This is a genomic window from Peribacillus sp. BM1 (assembly GCF_056679975.1).
The window spans coordinates 899,568-914,706 of record NZ_CM155259.1; the positions used below are offsets into that span (position 1 = coordinate 899,568).

The window sequence follows — 15,139 nt, forward strand, 5'->3', positions numbered from 1 at the left end:
AGCATATCTAGTTTTCAAATTTCCCATAACCAGCTAGAGGTATATTTTCAAGTACGTCTTAAGGCGTATATTTTCTAGACAAGCCAAAGGGGTGTACAAAAAAAGGGCCGATCCCATACCTACTAAATACAGTATTAGATGCGTATGTTCCGCACTATCTACTATATAAAGAGGACAAGATCAGACCCTTATGACATCTTTTTTACTATCTAGACCGCCGATTGCTATTTCCTTTTGATGAAGAAAAACGAGTAGAAGCTGTTGAATCTTGAGAACCCCTGCCTTCGCCCCCACGTTTTCTTCCGCTTTCTTTCTTCGTTCCTTTACTCTCTATTCCATGACGTTTGTTGTAATCCTGACGCGCATTATTTCCTTGAGAGTGTTTTGGCTTACGTGGAGCTTCTGTTGCTTCATTCACTTTAATTCCTTCTATTCTTCTTCGCTCCAATTTCAAATGTATCCCTTTTTCAATTTCCATCAGTTCTTCCTCATCCTTTGCAGCGACAAAGGTAACTGCCAGACCATGTTCGCCAGCCCGTCCCGTACGCCCAATCCGATGAATATAGCTTTCTGTATCTTCCGGAATATCATAATTAAACACATGGGTAACCCCTTCAACATCCAGCCCCCGTGCAGCGACGTCTGTAGCTACCAACACTTGTATCGCAGCATCACGGAAACTCTTCATTACCCGTTCTCTTTTCGCCTGGGACAGGTCACCATGCAATTCATCCACGTTGTATCCCGCACTTTTCAATGCATCGTGCAGTTTAGATACTCTGCGCTTTGTTCTGCAAAAAACAATCGCCAAGAATGGACGCTCTTCATCAATCATTTTAAACAACGTTGCCTGCTTGGCACGGTCTGTTGTTTCGATGACAACCTGGCGAATCTCTTTAACGGTCACACCTTCACCTTTAACCGATATCGTGACTGGACTTTGCATAAAACGCTTCGAAAGCTGCTTCACCTGATCAGGCATGGTCGCTGAAAACAATAAGGTTTGTCTTTCAGTCGGAAGATGCTCGATAATTTCTTCTACCTCTGGCAAAAAACCAATATGAAGCATTTGATCCGCTTCATCCAACACAAGCTTGTCAACCTGTGAAAGATCGATCGTTCCACGTCTCATATGATCAAGAAGTCTCCCCGGGGTCGCAACGACAACAGAAATACCTCGTTCAAGCTTTTTCATCTGACGCTCTACGTCTTGACCCCCGTAAACAGCCAAAACACGTAAGTCTTCAATATTGTCTGCAAACTTCTGAAGTTCCGCAGTAATCTGCAGCGCAAGTTCTCTTGTCGGCGTTACAATTAACGATTGAATATGTCGAGCCTCGAGATCTACTGTTTCAATAATAGGAAGTAAAAACGCTAATGTTTTTCCTGTTCCCGTTTGCGCCTTTGCTATGATATCTTTTTTTGCTATAATTTCTGGAATTGCTCGTTCTTGAATCGATGTTGGTTCATGAATCCCATTTTGGTTCAACATCTTTTCAAGCGCTAAACGAATCCCAAGTTCCGTAAATTTCATTTTACACCTGCCTACTCTCCGTACATTTTTAGTAAAATACTTATGCCAGTATACCATTTATTTAGAACGATATTGTCTTATGAACAGCATACATAAGCATTATTTTCAGGAAACAAAAAATGCGTTACCATGCATCATTGTAGTTTAGAAAAAATAGACCTTTTTGAAATCTTGACTATGATTACCTCAAATATCGTTCCCCTTTTTAGCCCACCTTAAAACAGACAAGATAGTTTCATTTTACGAGGGAGCATGATCATTAAATGAAATATTACAAGAAAAGCAGAACCGTTGGCTTGATTACTTAACTTGCTAACTCTAACTTAGGCTAGCATAAGTATCCATTTGCTGTTATCATTTCTGTCGTGTTCATAACCTCGTTTTTTTCTTATTTATTAGACTAGTCATCTTCACTGACAAAGCCGATTACTGCCATCGTTATTTTCCAGACAACAAGGAAGGTGCCCCATAACATAAGGCCTGCCCCCACCCACTATCCACAGTTCAAATTAAGTGCATAACTGTGGATAGTGTATGAGGTCAGACCCTTTTGGGGCACCTTCATTATTTATTCATTTGCGCAAGAAAGTCACCTAATAAATTATCTAGATCTTCTTCTTGTCCACTTTCTTCATGGGATTCTGTTTCTTGATTCATCTGGCCCCAATCGAAGTCATCCAAATCAAGTTCAGTGTCCTTTTGCTGATCCTGTACATCTTCCTCGATCATCTCAGGCTCTATTGAAGCAGCTGGTTCTTCTTGTAAATACAAGGCATCTTCAATATCGAGTGCGCCGCTATTCAAAGAAGCAAGCAGGGAAGTTGCACGAAGCGGATCCGTTAAAAGTTGGTATACAATACTCCCGAGCAAAGCTTCAGAGTGCGCATGCTTCAACCAATCCCGTTGTGCTTTACTTAATTTATGAGGCAGAGGAATCGCAACCATTTCTTGATCCTGAAATGCTGTACGGCCCACGCTTTCCATTACATATTCTGCAATAGTGCTGGAAAAGTTGCGTTTTTCTGTCTCCTTTAATTTTTGCAATTGCCTTAATGTGTGATCTGGAGCATCAGAAGGGATTCGGAAGGTAAGGGCTTGTCCCCTTTGAATACTTGAAGTTGGTTTTTTCATTCATTACACCTATTTATTTGATCCTGCTTTTTGCTCTTGCTTCTTACCTTCTATTTTTGGGTTTTTCCTTACAAAGTCGGTTATCAATTTATAATACGCATTAGACATCATCCAGATGCTTTCTTTCTCATCTTCAAAGAAATCAATGTTATAGCCATCTAAATGGTTATTCAATGTTTTCAAATAATCCTTCAATACGATGGATCCGCCGCCGATAAAATAACAAATTTCTGTTTGCGAATTTTTTTGCCAAACATTACGTAAATGACGGTATTGTTTTTTTGCAAGTTCACCAAGAATTCGATCAGTAATATCATGAACACTCGTTCTTGATCCACGAACCATAATGTGATTACGATCGTTTTTCTTTGTAATAATTTCAACTACATCACGTCTACTATCAAGCTCAACTCCGTGTTTTTTGCGAATTTCCTCACGAATGGCTTCCAACGCCTCTGCTACACCAAGATTAAAGCCTTGCGCTTTATCGTCATCAACTTTGCGATTTTTAATCACAGCGATATCTGTAGATAATCCACCAATATCCTGAATTAATATTTGTTTGTCAATTAAGTCTCTATTAATGACGTTTGAATTGTTATCCATCACAAGGTTAATATACGCCGCAAACCCTTCTGGATACACCTTCACTTCATCAAATTTAATATTTACTTTCACGCCTTGATATTTAGGCGTTATTAAAAACTCTACTTGATGGACAGAGCCCAGAAGTTTAGAACGGTACCCTACATCTTTCCCTTCTTTCACTTCACGAAGAGGTAATCCTGTTCCAAGGGTATAGTTTGCATCGATTACATTATTTGTTTTTCTGAACACAGCTGCTTGTTTTTCATTGACTGCATCGAGCGCTAAAGCAGCAAACAACATAACAAGTGTTTGATCTTCCTCTGATTTGCTACTTCCTGGATCTAATTCAAAAGGATTATCACTTTTTGTTGCCAAATTTCCAACTCGATAAATCGCATTGTTTTCCAGAAGGGCAGGGGAGTGAATCCTAATGTGGATTCCTTCAACTGGATCTTGTTGATTAAGATCCTCTATTCCAATAACAGGTCGGTCCTCAATATCACGAGCAATAACGTTCGGGATATATAATTCTGAATCCATCTTTCCAAATATAGCTTTAATTGCATCATTTCCTACATCGACTGCAGCGATTCTTGACGTACTCATCTAATCAATCCCTTCTACTCACTCGGAGTATGTAATGTGGATATTCTATCTATATAAGAATATGAAAGTTTAAGAGATTGGTCAATAACCCAATAGATGCAATTATATTTTTTTGTATACATTTTTGTACACAATTCCCTTGAATGCGCACACATACCTATACACCAACATGTATACACCTTTGTATACATGTAAACATATTTCGTATACATGTGTACGTTTTTGTTTACATGTATACGAAATTGTAAACAATAGCCCTTTTCTTATAAACACGGTTAATATTACCAGAGCCAGGTGAATCGGAGAGTCTCTTCCACTCCTCCTTGCAGTTTCACTTTGCCCGTTACGACCTCTCCCTTTTTGATCATAAATATTGTCTTAAAAAGTAATGTGTATAATCCAATACATCCGGGCATGGTAATAATTGGGCAGTATTATTCTTTCCCTTAGACGAATTTCCGCTTGTGTATAGGAAAGTTTCACGCAATTTTACACACTTTAATTTAATGAACTAGGAGGCAATATTCCATGCCAAACCAAAATAAACATTATCAAGATTTACCTCAATACCCTGAACCTTATTGGCGAGACCATCTCTCCTTTCCGAATTTCCCAAAGCTTACACAAAATATAGAAACTGATGTCGCCATAGTTGGCGGCGGGATCTCTGGTATCACAGCCGCATACCTACTTGCGGAAAAAGGGATACGGACGGTTCTAATCGAAGCAGGCTCTATTTTGACAGGAACGACCGGACATACTACCGCGAAGATTACTGCACAACATGGTTTAATCTATGATCAACTCATTACAGATCACGGTGAAGAAAAGGCGAAATTATATTATCAAGCGAATAAAGAAGCCATGGATTTCATTAAGAAAACAGCTGAAACACATGATATTGACTGTGATTTAACTATGGAAGATGCATATGTTTATGCTGAAACAGATGAATATGCTAGTAAAATTGAAAGCGAAATGAAAGCATATGAAAGGCTCGGAATTCCTGGTGAATATACGAATACCATTCCTTTTTCCGTTCCATGTCAAGCAGCAATCATCATGAAAAACCAATATCAATTCCACCCATTAAAATATTTAACTGGTTTGATCCCTCTTATCACAAACGCTAACGGGGCAATTTTTGAACATACGACAGCTATGAAAGTCGAAGATGGGGAAAAACCAGTGATTATTACAGACAATGGAGCAAAAATAGTATGTAATTACGTGATCACAGCTTCACATTTTCCTTTTAATGACGAAATGGGGCTTTATTTTGCGAGAATGCACGCAGAACGTTCTTATGTATTAGCTGTTAAAACGAAGAAAGATTTCCCTGGTGGGATGTATATTAGCGCAGACACACCATCGAGAACATTCCGTTATACCACTTTAAATGGGGAAAAGCTTGTTCTTATAGGAGGAGAAACCCATAAAACGGGGCAAGGAATTTCAATGATGGAGCATTACGAGGCTGTCCATGACTTTGCAGAAAAGTATTTTGGAATTAACGACATCCCATACCGTTGGTCAGCCCAAGACTATGTAACTCCTGATCATTTACCATTTATCGGGCGTATAACGTCCAATCATCCAAACGTACTGGTTGCAACAGGTTTTGCCAAATGGGGAATAACGAAAGGAACAATAGCTGCAAAAATCATGACAGATGCGATCACGAACGAGGATAATCGCTACGCAGAGCTCTTTAGCCCTTCACGTTCACACTTGAAAGGTGCAGCAAATATCGTAAAAGATAATCTTGATGTTGCAAAACACTTAATCCAAGGGAAATTCGCTATGGTGTCTAAATTGCCTGAGGAGTTAACAAATGACGAAGGAGCCATTGTAAGGGTTAATGGGGATAAGGCAGGCTGCTACCGCGACACAGAAGGAACTTTGCATATTGTAGACTCCACCTGTACCCATATGGGCTGTGAAGTGGAATGGAACAGCGGAGAGCGAACATGGGACTGCCCCTGCCACGCTTCTCGATTCTCGATCACAGGCGAGGTTTTAGAAGGACCAGCAGTTGAACCGTTAAAACAAATTACATTGGAATAACCCCACGGCTTAAGAATATGAAGTCTGACATGTATCACGCTAAGTCAGGCTTTTTTATTCTTTTAAAAAAGGCATGTTCCCCTGGCGATAATCGTATCTTAATAGATAGAATTATCTCAGTAAGGATGTGTTCTCACATGAATTACGGCTCTTTTCCTCCTTTTCAAGGCGAAGCCGATCAGCATTTACGTGAATGCTCAAACAAATTAACCGTCATCGGAGAAGCAACTATTCAAGCTTCTCCAGATCAGGCAATTATTACGTTAGGTGTGATTACAGAAAATAAGGACCCTATCTTGGCGCAACAGCAAAATGCTACAGTGATGGCCAAAGTTTTAACAGGATTAACTGACCTCGGCATTCCAGATGACCAAATTAAAACAAAGGAATACCGTATGGATCCTCAATATGACTATCTGGACGGTAAAGAGATTTTCAAAAATTATAAAGTGCATCATATGATCGAAATACGAACAAAAAATATTGACCGGGTTGGCAACATCGTCGACACATCCATCAAAAATGGCTCCAATTCTGTTTCAAATATTCGTTTTTCATTATCTCAGCATGATATGTATTATAATCAAGCACTTGCACTTGCCTTACAAAATGCCAAACAAAAAGCATTAGCATTAGCGAAGGCTGCTGACGTTACTTTGCAACAAATTCCCGAAACCATTGAAGAAATCCCAGCTGGATCGACGCCAGTTCTTTATCAAACCAGCTTTGTAGCAAAGGCTGCCTCCACACAGATTCAACCTGGTGAATTAGAGATCAAGGCAATTGTAAAAGCCATTTATACGTTTCACTAACCTTTAAAATACAACCGTTTTGTTGTGATGAACGATGATCCGATCCTCAAGATGCCATTTGACTGCACGCGCCAATACTCTTCGCTCGATGGAACGGCCGATTTTTTTCAGGTCATTCGCATGATCACGATGATCAACTCGATCGGTGTCTTGCTCAATAATCGGTCCTTCATCGAGGTCGTTGGTCACATAATGTGAGGTCGCTCCAATTAGTTTGACTCCACGATCATAGGCCCGTTCATACGGTCTTGCACCGATAAATGCGGGTAAAAAGGAATGGTGAATATTAATAATTCGATTTGGGTGAGCTGAGACAAATTCTGGAGTCAAAATTTGCATATATCTTGCCAAAACAATCAAATCCACCTCATATTCCTCGAGAAGCTTTAGTTGCTTTGCCTCTACCTCTTTACGAATGTCCTTATTAGCAGGTAAATAATAAAACGGAATATGAAGAGATTCAACGATTTCACGAGCATCTTCGTGATTACTAATAACAAGTGCAATATCTGCCAGTAAATCTCCACTTTGCCATTCCCAAAGCAATTCCAGCAAACAGTGAGGCTCTTTTGAAACAAAAATGGCGATTTTCTTAAGATCACTTACATTGGTATATGTCCATTCCATTGAAAACCTCTTTGCAATCGGTTCAAAGGCTTCTGCCATCCCCTTCGCCTTCTTCTCTAGATCCGGACATTCAAATTCGATTCTTGTAAAAAACGTACCACCATTAGGGTCCATCGAATATTGACTTAATTCGACGATATTCGCTTCAAATTCTTGTAAAAAAGCAGATACAGCTGCAACGATGCCTGGCCGATCGGGACATTTTATCATGAGTCGACCTGTATTTTTATTATTTTCCTTAAATGTAGGTAAGTGATCCTGAGCAAATGGTGTCATTGTTATTCCAACTTTCTTTACTAGATTTGCTCTATTATACTTCATTCCTGTAGTTGCACAAAGTGAATACTTGTAGAACAGGCAAGACAAATGGCAGGATGTGTGTACTAGTGCGCCTTTTTGGGGAAACTTAATCAAAAACAACGCTATCAAAATAAATGATCTGTTTTGCCTTTCCCCACTCTTCTAGTATCATTCTACATTCAGGGTATTCCCTGCTTATTTGGAAAAGATATGAATAGGGAGTATGTACAATCATAATTGGTGCAATCGATGGAAAAAAGTCTGTATTTATGGTATATATGAAGATAAAATTAAATGTAAAGTATACGAGTTTATATATGAAAGAGGTCGAACTTAATTGGAACATAATTCTTCAAATTTTATTAGGAATATTATTAAAGAAGATTTAGAGACAGGAAAGCATGAGCATATCATCACTCGCTTTCCACCTGAACCTAACGGATATTTACACATTGGACATGCTAAATCGATCATTTTGAACTTTGGTGTAGCCGATGAATTTGGCGGAAAAACCAATCTACGTTTCGATGATACGAATCCGCTGAAGGAAGATATAGAGTACGTGAATTCCATCAAAGAAGATGTAAAATGGCTCGGCTACGACTGGGATAACCTCTTCTTTGCTTCCAATTACTTCGATGAAATGTACGAACGTGCTGTGTTATTAATCAAGAAGGGCTTAGCCTATATTGATGATTTAAATGCTGATGAAATTCGCGAATATCGAGGTACGTTAACGGAACCTGGGAAGAATAGTCCGTATCGTGACCGTTCAATTGAGGAAAATCTGGACCTTTTTGAAAAAATGCGCAATGGTGAATTTGCAAACGGCGAAAAAGTTCTCCGTGCAAAAATTGATATGACTTCTCCGAATATTAACCTTCGTGACCCCGTCATTTATCGAATCGCACATGCCGAACACCATAACACAGGCGACAAATGGTGTATCTATCCAATGTACGCTTTCGCTCACCCGCTTGAGGATGCAATTGAAGGTGTGACACATTCCATTTGTACCCTTGAATTCGAAGACCAACGTCCACTTTATAACTGGGTTGTTGAGCAATGTGAAATGGCAAGCATCCCACAACAATATGAGTTTGGTCGTTTGAACCTGACCAATACCGTAATGAGTAAACGTAAACTGAAGCAACTTGTCGATGAAGGTGTTGTGGACGGATGGGACGACCCTCGGATGCCAACCATCTCTGGGTTAAGAAGACGTGGTTACACACCTGAAGCCATTCGTGCTTTCTGTTATGAAATCGGTGTATCAAAAGCATATGGAACAATTGACAGCCAAGTTCTCAATCATTTCGTTCGTGAAGATTTGAAGCTAAAAGCACCACGGACAATGGGAATCTTAAAACCGCTTAAAGTGGTCATTACCAATTACCCAGAAGGCCAAGTAGAGTGGCTTGAAGCAGAAATTAATCCAGAAAATCCAGAAATGGGCACAAGACAAATTCCATTTTCTCGTGAGATTTATGTGGAGCAAGATGATTTCATGGAAAATCCACCAAAGAAATACTTCCGCCTTTTTCCAGGCAATGAAGTTCGCTTAAAGCATGCTTATTTCATTAAATGTGAGGAAGTTATTAAAGACGCAGAAGGCAATGTAGTTGAGCTTCGTTGCACATATGATCCGGAAACAAAAAGCGGCTCTGGATTTACTGGTCGCAAAGTAAAAGGAACCTTGCACTGGGTGGATGCTGCTCATGCGATACCAGCGGAATTCCGCAATTATCAACCATTAATTCTTGATGAAGAGCCTAACGAAGAGGAAGAAGAAAAAACATTCCTTGAGCGTATTAACCCTGATTCTCTTGAGATTCTACAAGGGTTTGTAGAGCCCAATATGAAGGATATTCTCCCACAAGATAAGTTCCAATTCTTCCGTCACGGCTATTACAATGTAGATCCGAAGCACACAACAGACGGACATCTAGTCCTGAACCAAATCGTTGAATTAAAAAGCTCGTTTAAACTATAAAATAAAAAGAAGAGGATGTCCCAAAAGGGTCTTGACCTCACCCACTATATATCGTGTATACTCTGTCATTGACGCAGAATATAAACGATATATAGTGGATGTGGGGTCTCCCTGCTTGTGGGGCAGCCTCTTTCCTCTTCTATCTGAGCATGAAATGACTACAATCTTATTCTTCCAATTTTAACCCCTGACTGCTCTAAGGCAGCCGATATATACTGAGCCATCTCCACTGCATGCTTCCCGTCTCCATGGATACAAACCGTGTCTGCTCGGATTGAGAAATCTGTTCCTTGAATTGTTTTCACCTTATGCTCTCGAACCATCTTCAGCACTTGACTAACCGCAAGCTTAGGATCTGTAATTAATGCATCAGCTTCTTTTCTAGATGTTAACGAGCCATCCTGTTGATACGTTCGATCAGAGAAAACTTCCGATGCAGTACGTAGACCAATTTTCTCTCCTGACTTTATGAGCTCACTACCAGCCAACCCAAACAATATAAGCTCTGGATCTATCTGATAAACAGCCTCTGCGATAGCATCGGATAAGGCCGCGTTTTTCGCTGCCATATTATAAAGAGCTCCATGCGGTTTTACATGCTCAAGCTTTCCCCCCTCTGCTTTTACAAATGCAGATAGTGCACCAATTTGATACAAGACAAGGTCGTTTATCTCTTGAGGGGTCAAGCTAATTTCCCTTCTACCAAAACCGACTACGTCTTGGAAGCCTGGATGAGCACCAATTCCAACATTCTTCTCTAAAGCTAGCTTCACTGTTTTTCTCATCGTAGAAGGATCGCCAGCGTGAAAACCGCAAGCAATGTTGGCAGAGCTAACATAATTTAGTATTTCCTCATCTCTTCCCATCCGATATGCACCGAAGCTTTCACCCATATCACAGTTTAAATCTACCTTAAACATTTTGGCCCCTCCTATCCGTGTAAAAGCGAAATGCCTATTTTTAATTGTCTGATCTGCTCTTCTCTTTCCAAATAGATCAATTGAGACTCTTTGAGGGAAATTAGTTGAAATTGTAGCTTGTCTCCTGGCTTGGCTTGTGCAATAGCTGGTAAATCAACCGTTGCGATTTGAGAAATTTTCGGATAGCCGCCTGTCGTTTGCCGATCTGCCAATAAGACAATCGGGTTACCCTCAGCTGGTACTTGGATAGTTCCAAATCCCACCGCCTCGGAAACCATTTCTTCTTCAGTAGCCAAGGTGAGTGAGTTCCCTTTTAATCGGTAGCCCATCCGATCAGATTGTGAGGTCACCATAAACTCTTCTTGGAAAAAGGTCTGTTTGCTTTTTTCCGTAAACCAGTGATATTGGCGGCCTTCGATGACCCTGATTGGTTGTTTGCCCATATTACAAGACGAAATCATCGGATCAATCTTCCACGTAGCTTCGATATAATCCCGCTCATCAAGCTCAGTGGATAATCGTTGAATAATCCTTTTACTGCTTGAACTCATTCCTCCCATACTAAGAACATCCCCAGCTTTTAGCGCTCGCCCGAAAAAGCCACCTATCCCTGCTCTTAAATAGGTGGAGGCACTACCCATGACTGTTGTAACTTGAAAGCTACCTGCTACCGCTAGATACGCGCGACAGCCCGTTTTACACGGACCGAATGATAGTATACTCCCCTTGTTTACAAGAATCGGGCGCCACAGGTCAATTGAACATCCATTAATTTTTGGAGATAAATTCCCGCCCGTAAGCGAGATAAGGGTAGTTTCGGTAAATTCAATAACCGGACCTGTTAATGTAATTTCAAGAGTTGATTTACTTTCATCATTCCCAACTAGAAGATTGGCGATTCGATGTGACAACTGATCCATCGCACCACTTACAATGACCCCATACTTCTGCGATCCATACCTGCCTAAATCCTGAACGGTCGTAAGAAGGCCTGGTTTAATGATTTTTATCATCCCTATCCTCCCAATCGATGTATTCCTGATACGTAATTTCTTTAAATGAAACTAAATCCCCTGCCTGCAATAAACTAGGCGGATTATTGAAAGGACGGAACAATTGAATCGGTGACCGACCAATAATCTGCCAGCCTCCAGGAGTTTCAATAGAGTAAATACCCGTTTGTTTACCTGCAATCCCAACTGAACCTGCTGGAATGGTTAAGCGAGGTGTTTCCTTCCTTGGCGCAGCAATTTTTTCAGACATACCGCCCATATATGGAAAACCTGGCGCGAACCCAATCATATGTACGTTGTAAGTAGCTGTTTTATGAATCCTAACGACTTCTTCAACGCTAAGTCCATTATGTCTAGCTACAAAATCCAAATCAGGTCCTAATTCACCCCCGTAGCAGACTGGAATTTCTACCACCCTCGGAAGCCGAACTTCTTCCAACACTAACCCCGCAATTCCCTCTTTCAATTTCTCACATGCCTGTTCATATGGGTAACGACCATCCTTAATAAGTTCATGATGCCCAATATCATACAACACAGTCACAGACGTAAATGCCGGAATATACTCAATCATCCACTCAAATCGATTTTGATCAAGAAAAGAAACAACTGCACGGACTTTCTTCTGTATATCTAGAGAAATTGTATTCCCTAGTTCAATCATAATTCCATTGTCTCCAAATGGCTGTAATTGATTGTCCATGTTCCACCTCCAGCTAAAAAAGAATCGTTTTATTTTCTACCTATATTACTTTGAACTCCCTTTATACTTATCCTATCCATGTTACTCATTATTTCATATGAAATAACAGAAGCAAGTCACCGTAGCCTTCTTTTTTCATTTTCGCTTTCGGGATAAATCGTAAAGAAGCAGAGTTAATACAATAGCGGAGTCCCTTTGGACTAGGGCCATCTTCAAAAACATGGCCTAAATGCGAGTTAGCTTCTTTACTCCGCACTTCCGTTCTTGTCATGCGGTGGCTTACGTCTATGCTTTCCTTCACATATCCGGAAAGAATCGGCTTAGTAAAACTTGGCCATCCACAGCCGCTGTCATATTGATTGCTTGAACTAAATAAAGGCTCTCCCGAAACAATATCAACATAAATCCCTTCCTGCTCATTATCCCAATATTCGTTTTCAAAAGGTGGTTCCGTGCCATTTTCTTGAGTCACAAAAAACTGCATAGCAGACAATCGGTCCTTCAGCTCCGTTTTATCCTTTGGCCAGTGCTTCTTAAGAAAAGGTTCACGACCGCTTCCTTGTCGATATAAAGCATATCGAAATGCATTCTTTTTGTAAAAATCCTGATGATATTCTTCTGCTCTATAGAAAAGCTCAGCCTTCTGGATTGCAGTTACAATCGGTTCTTGAAACCGGCCACTTTCCGTTAATTGCACTTTAGACTTCTCAGCCTCTTGCTTTTGATGTTCATTATGATAAAAAATGACAGATCGATATGCTGGTCCTCTGTCAAAAAACTGCCCGACTGCATCTGTTGGATCGGTCTGCTGCCAATATAGCTCTAATAATTTTGTATAGGATATATTAGCAGGATCATACGTAATCTGGACTGCTTCTACATGTCCAGTGGTGCCTGACTTCACTTGTTTATACGTAGGATTTGGTTCATGTCCTCCTGTATAACCGGAAACGACCTGAAGGATTCCCTCTATCTCATCGAAAGGAGAAACCATACACCAAAAACAACCACCAGCGAACGTTGCTAATTCTAATTCCCTTGTATTACTAATATCATTCATCTGCATCACTCCTTGTTAATATCAGTGAAACTTCCATCAGTGGATATTACAATTTGTTAAACCGGGATAAAAATACTCTACTCTGGTTCTCAGGAGTTGTCTCAAAAGAAAAAGGATCCGACCAGGGAACAACTATATATAATATAAAGTGTATTTCACATTTTATACTATATAAAGAGTTCGAGATCAGACCCTTATAAGACCACTCTACCACATGAGATTATAGGATAAAGCTGACGATTACTGATGTTAATACACTGACTAATGTCGCACCGTATAAAAGCTTCAAGCCAAAGCGTGCAACAACGTTTCCTTGTTTTTCATGAAGGCCTTTAACAGCACCAGAAATGATGCCGATTGAAGAGAAGTTCGCAAAAGAAACAAGGAATACAGAAATGATGCCGATTGATTTTTCACTTAAGCTAGATGCTACATCACCTAAAGAAAGCATTGCTACAAATTCGTTTGTGACCAATTTAGTCGCCATAATGCCACCAGCTGTTACCGATTCTGAGGCAGGCACACCCATTAGAATTGCAATTGGCGAGAAGGCGTAGCCGATAATAGATTGGAATGAAATCCCAAAAACCATCTCAAACAAGCTATTCACGACGGCCATTAAGGCAACAAAACCAATTAACATTGCAGCGACAATAACCGCAACCTTGAAACCATCAAGAATGTATTCACCCAGCATTTCAAAAAAGCTTTGCTTTTCCTCTTGAACGACGAGGATATCTTCTTCTTCCGTCACTGTATACGGATTAATGATGGATGAAATAATGAAGCCACCAAATAGGTTAATAACGACCGCCGTCACGACGTATTTGGGATCAATCATTGTCATATATGCTCCTACAATTGACATTGAGACCGTGGACATCGCTGAGGCACATAATGTGTAAAGTCGATGAGCCGGCAATTGTCCGAGCTGTTTTTTCAACGTAATGAATACTTCAGATTGTCCAACAAGCGCTGATGCTACAGCATTGTATGATTCTAGTTTCCCCATGCCATTCACTTTACTAAGTGCCCATCCAATCCATTTCATTATGAAAGGAAGAACTTTAATATGCTGTAGAATTCCAATTAATGCAGAAATAAATACAATTGGCAGGAGAACATTTAGAAAGAATGGCGCTGCACCCTCATTTGCAATTCCACCAAATACGAAAGTAATCCCTTCATTCGCATAGCCGAGTAACGTCGTGAATCCTGTTGCGATTCCTTGTATGATATTGAGACCAATTTTAGTGTTCAATAATACATAGGTTAAAATTAATTGGATAATGATCATCAGGATTATTGGTTTAATTTTCACTTGTTTACGATTGTTACTTGCAATCCAAGCAAGACCAAGAACAACAATTAAGCCTAAGATTGAGATTAAATAATTCATTTTTGCCTCCACTAGGTAATATTTTAAGGTTGAACGTCTGACTACTTATTAAATATATAAGTCTACATTTACAACTTATATCATGCCCAAATACGCAACATATTTTTCATTAGTGGAAACGTATTCAAAAATAACATCGTTTCTATGTAAATAGCTACAATTTGTTCAATTGATAAGACCATTAAGCAAAATTCATTATACCAAAAATATATTAAGGGAACAAGGAATACAAAATAAATACTCCTTCCATGGACGGATATTAACTTACTATTCCTCGTCATATTATTTAAATATATAAATAATTACAAAAGCAATCGCACCGTTTTCCAACAGACAAATTAAGTTATCCTAAAAAGTCCTCATCCTACACTAAGTCAACAAAATAA

At 39.8% G+C, this 15,139-nt stretch carries 12 protein-coding genes; 3 read left to right on the forward strand and 9 right to left on the reverse strand.

Annotation, left to right across the window (positions count from 1 at the left end; all coding sequences use genetic code 11):
* Positions 1–205: 205 nt before the first annotated feature.
* The 3 genes from AC1MGI_RS04360 to AC1MGI_RS04370 all read right to left on the reverse strand — a co-directional run bounded on the left by AC1MGI_RS04360 (position 206) and on the right by AC1MGI_RS04370 (position 3,859).
* Entirely contained in the window at positions 206–1,534 is a 1,329-nt protein-coding gene (locus tag AC1MGI_RS04360; protein ID WP_480348710.1) for a DEAD/DEAH box helicase, read from the reverse strand.
* A 564-nt stretch (positions 1,535–2,098) separates the two neighbouring features.
* Entirely contained in the window at positions 2,099–2,665 is a 567-nt protein-coding gene (locus AC1MGI_RS04365) for a hypothetical protein (protein ID WP_480348711.1), read from the reverse strand.
* Between the two features lie 9 nt (positions 2,666–2,674).
* Entirely contained in the window at positions 2,675–3,859 is a 1,185-nt protein-coding gene (locus AC1MGI_RS04370; RefSeq protein WP_480348712.1) for an Alp7A family actin-like protein, read from the reverse strand.
* A gap of 528 nt (positions 3,860–4,387) precedes the next feature.
* On the opposite strand from AC1MGI_RS04370, the gene AC1MGI_RS04375 reads away from it, so the two are divergent.
* Both AC1MGI_RS04375 and AC1MGI_RS04380 read left to right on the forward strand, forming a co-directional pair.
* Positions 4,388–5,926: an FAD-dependent oxidoreductase gene (locus AC1MGI_RS04375; protein ID WP_480348713.1), complete on the forward strand. Its 1,539-nt coding sequence runs from the start codon at positions 4,388–4,390 to the stop codon at positions 5,924–5,926.
* A 137-nt stretch (positions 5,927–6,063) separates the two neighbouring features.
* On the forward strand, positions 6,064–6,738 hold the full coding sequence (locus AC1MGI_RS04380; protein WP_480348714.1) for an SIMPL domain-containing protein: 675 nt from the start codon (positions 6,064–6,066) through the stop codon (positions 6,736–6,738).
* A gap of 3 nt (positions 6,739–6,741) precedes the next feature.
* Here the strand turns inward: AC1MGI_RS04380 and purU are convergent, their stop codons facing one another.
* On the reverse strand, positions 6,742–7,641 hold the full coding sequence (gene purU, locus AC1MGI_RS04385; protein WP_480348715.1) for a formyltetrahydrofolate deformylase: 900 nt from the start codon (positions 7,639–7,641) through the stop codon (positions 6,742–6,744).
* Positions 7,642–8,002: 361 nt separating this feature from the next.
* Here purU and AC1MGI_RS04390 point away from each other — a divergent pair, with 361 nt between their 5' ends.
* Positions 8,003–9,658: a glutamine--tRNA ligase/YqeY domain fusion protein gene (locus AC1MGI_RS04390; protein WP_480348716.1), complete on the forward strand. Its 1,656-nt coding sequence runs from the start codon at positions 8,003–8,005 to the stop codon at positions 9,656–9,658.
* Between the two features lie 158 nt (positions 9,659–9,816).
* On the opposite strand, the gene AC1MGI_RS04395 is transcribed toward AC1MGI_RS04390, so the two are convergent.
* The 5 genes from AC1MGI_RS04395 to AC1MGI_RS04415 all read right to left on the reverse strand — a co-directional run bounded on the left by AC1MGI_RS04395 (position 9,817) and on the right by AC1MGI_RS04415 (position 14,753).
* Positions 9,817–10,578 (reverse strand): LamB/YcsF family protein, encoded by a 762-nt coding sequence (locus AC1MGI_RS04395; RefSeq protein ID WP_480348717.1) that lies wholly within the window; start codon positions 10,576–10,578, stop codon positions 9,817–9,819.
* A gap of 11 nt (positions 10,579–10,589) precedes the next feature.
* Positions 10,590–11,591, reverse strand: a complete 1,002-nt coding sequence (locus tag AC1MGI_RS04400; RefSeq protein ID WP_480348718.1) for a 5-oxoprolinase subunit C family protein — start codon at positions 11,589–11,591, stop codon at positions 10,590–10,592.
* Positions 11,575–12,294 carry a 5-oxoprolinase subunit PxpB gene (gene pxpB, locus AC1MGI_RS04405; protein WP_480348719.1) on the reverse strand — a complete coding sequence of 240 codons (720 nt, stop codon included), beginning with the start codon at positions 12,292–12,294 and terminating at the stop codon, positions 11,575–11,577. The genes AC1MGI_RS04400 and pxpB overlap by 17 nt, the downstream gene beginning before the upstream one ends.
* An 88-nt stretch (positions 12,295–12,382) precedes the next feature.
* Positions 12,383–13,354, reverse strand: a complete 972-nt coding sequence (gene msrB / locus AC1MGI_RS04410) for a peptide-methionine (R)-S-oxide reductase MsrB (protein WP_480348720.1) — start codon at positions 13,352–13,354, stop codon at positions 12,383–12,385.
* A 220-nt stretch (positions 13,355–13,574) separates the two neighbouring features.
* A complete protein-coding gene (locus AC1MGI_RS04415; protein WP_480348721.1) occupies positions 13,575–14,753 on the reverse strand; it encodes a NupC/NupG family nucleoside CNT transporter in 1,179 nt (392 codons plus the stop codon).
* Between the last annotated feature and the right edge of the window lie 386 nt (positions 14,754–15,139).

Excerpts from the sequence above, each read along its gene's own strand:
- AC1MGI_RS04365 (WP_480348711.1), bottom strand. The coding sequence starts at position 2,665 with ATGAAAAAACCAACTTCAAGTATTCAAAGGGGACAAGCCCTTACCTTC.
- pxpB (WP_480348719.1), bottom strand. The coding sequence starts at position 12,294 with ATGGACAATCAATTACAGCCATTTGGAGACAATGGAATTATGATTGAA.
- AC1MGI_RS04415 (WP_480348721.1), bottom strand. The coding sequence starts at position 14,753 with ATGAATTATTTAATCTCAATCTTAGGCTTAATTGTTGTTCTTGGTCTT.
- purU (WP_480348715.1), bottom strand. The coding sequence starts at position 7,641 with ATGACACCATTTGCTCAGGATCACTTACCTACATTTAAGGAAAATAAT.
- AC1MGI_RS04400 (WP_480348718.1), bottom strand. The coding sequence starts at position 11,591 with ATGATAAAAATCATTAAACCAGGCCTTCTTACGACCGTTCAGGATTTA.
- AC1MGI_RS04375 (WP_480348713.1), top strand. The coding sequence starts at position 4,388 with ATGCCAAACCAAAATAAACATTATCAAGATTTACCTCAATACCCTGAA.
- AC1MGI_RS04380 (WP_480348714.1), top strand. The coding sequence starts at position 6,064 with ATGAATTACGGCTCTTTTCCTCCTTTTCAAGGCGAAGCCGATCAGCAT.
- AC1MGI_RS04360 (WP_480348710.1), bottom strand. The coding sequence starts at position 1,534 with ATGAAATTTACGGAACTTGGGATTCGTTTAGCGCTTGAAAAGATGTTG.
- AC1MGI_RS04370 (WP_480348712.1), bottom strand. The coding sequence starts at position 3,859 with ATGAGTACGTCAAGAATCGCTGCAGTCGATGTAGGAAATGATGCAATT.
- AC1MGI_RS04395 (WP_480348717.1), bottom strand. The coding sequence starts at position 10,578 with ATGTTTAAGGTAGATTTAAACTGTGATATGGGTGAAAGCTTCGGTGCA.
- msrB (WP_480348720.1), bottom strand. The coding sequence starts at position 13,354 with ATGAATGATATTAGTAATACAAGGGAATTAGAATTAGCAACGTTCGCT.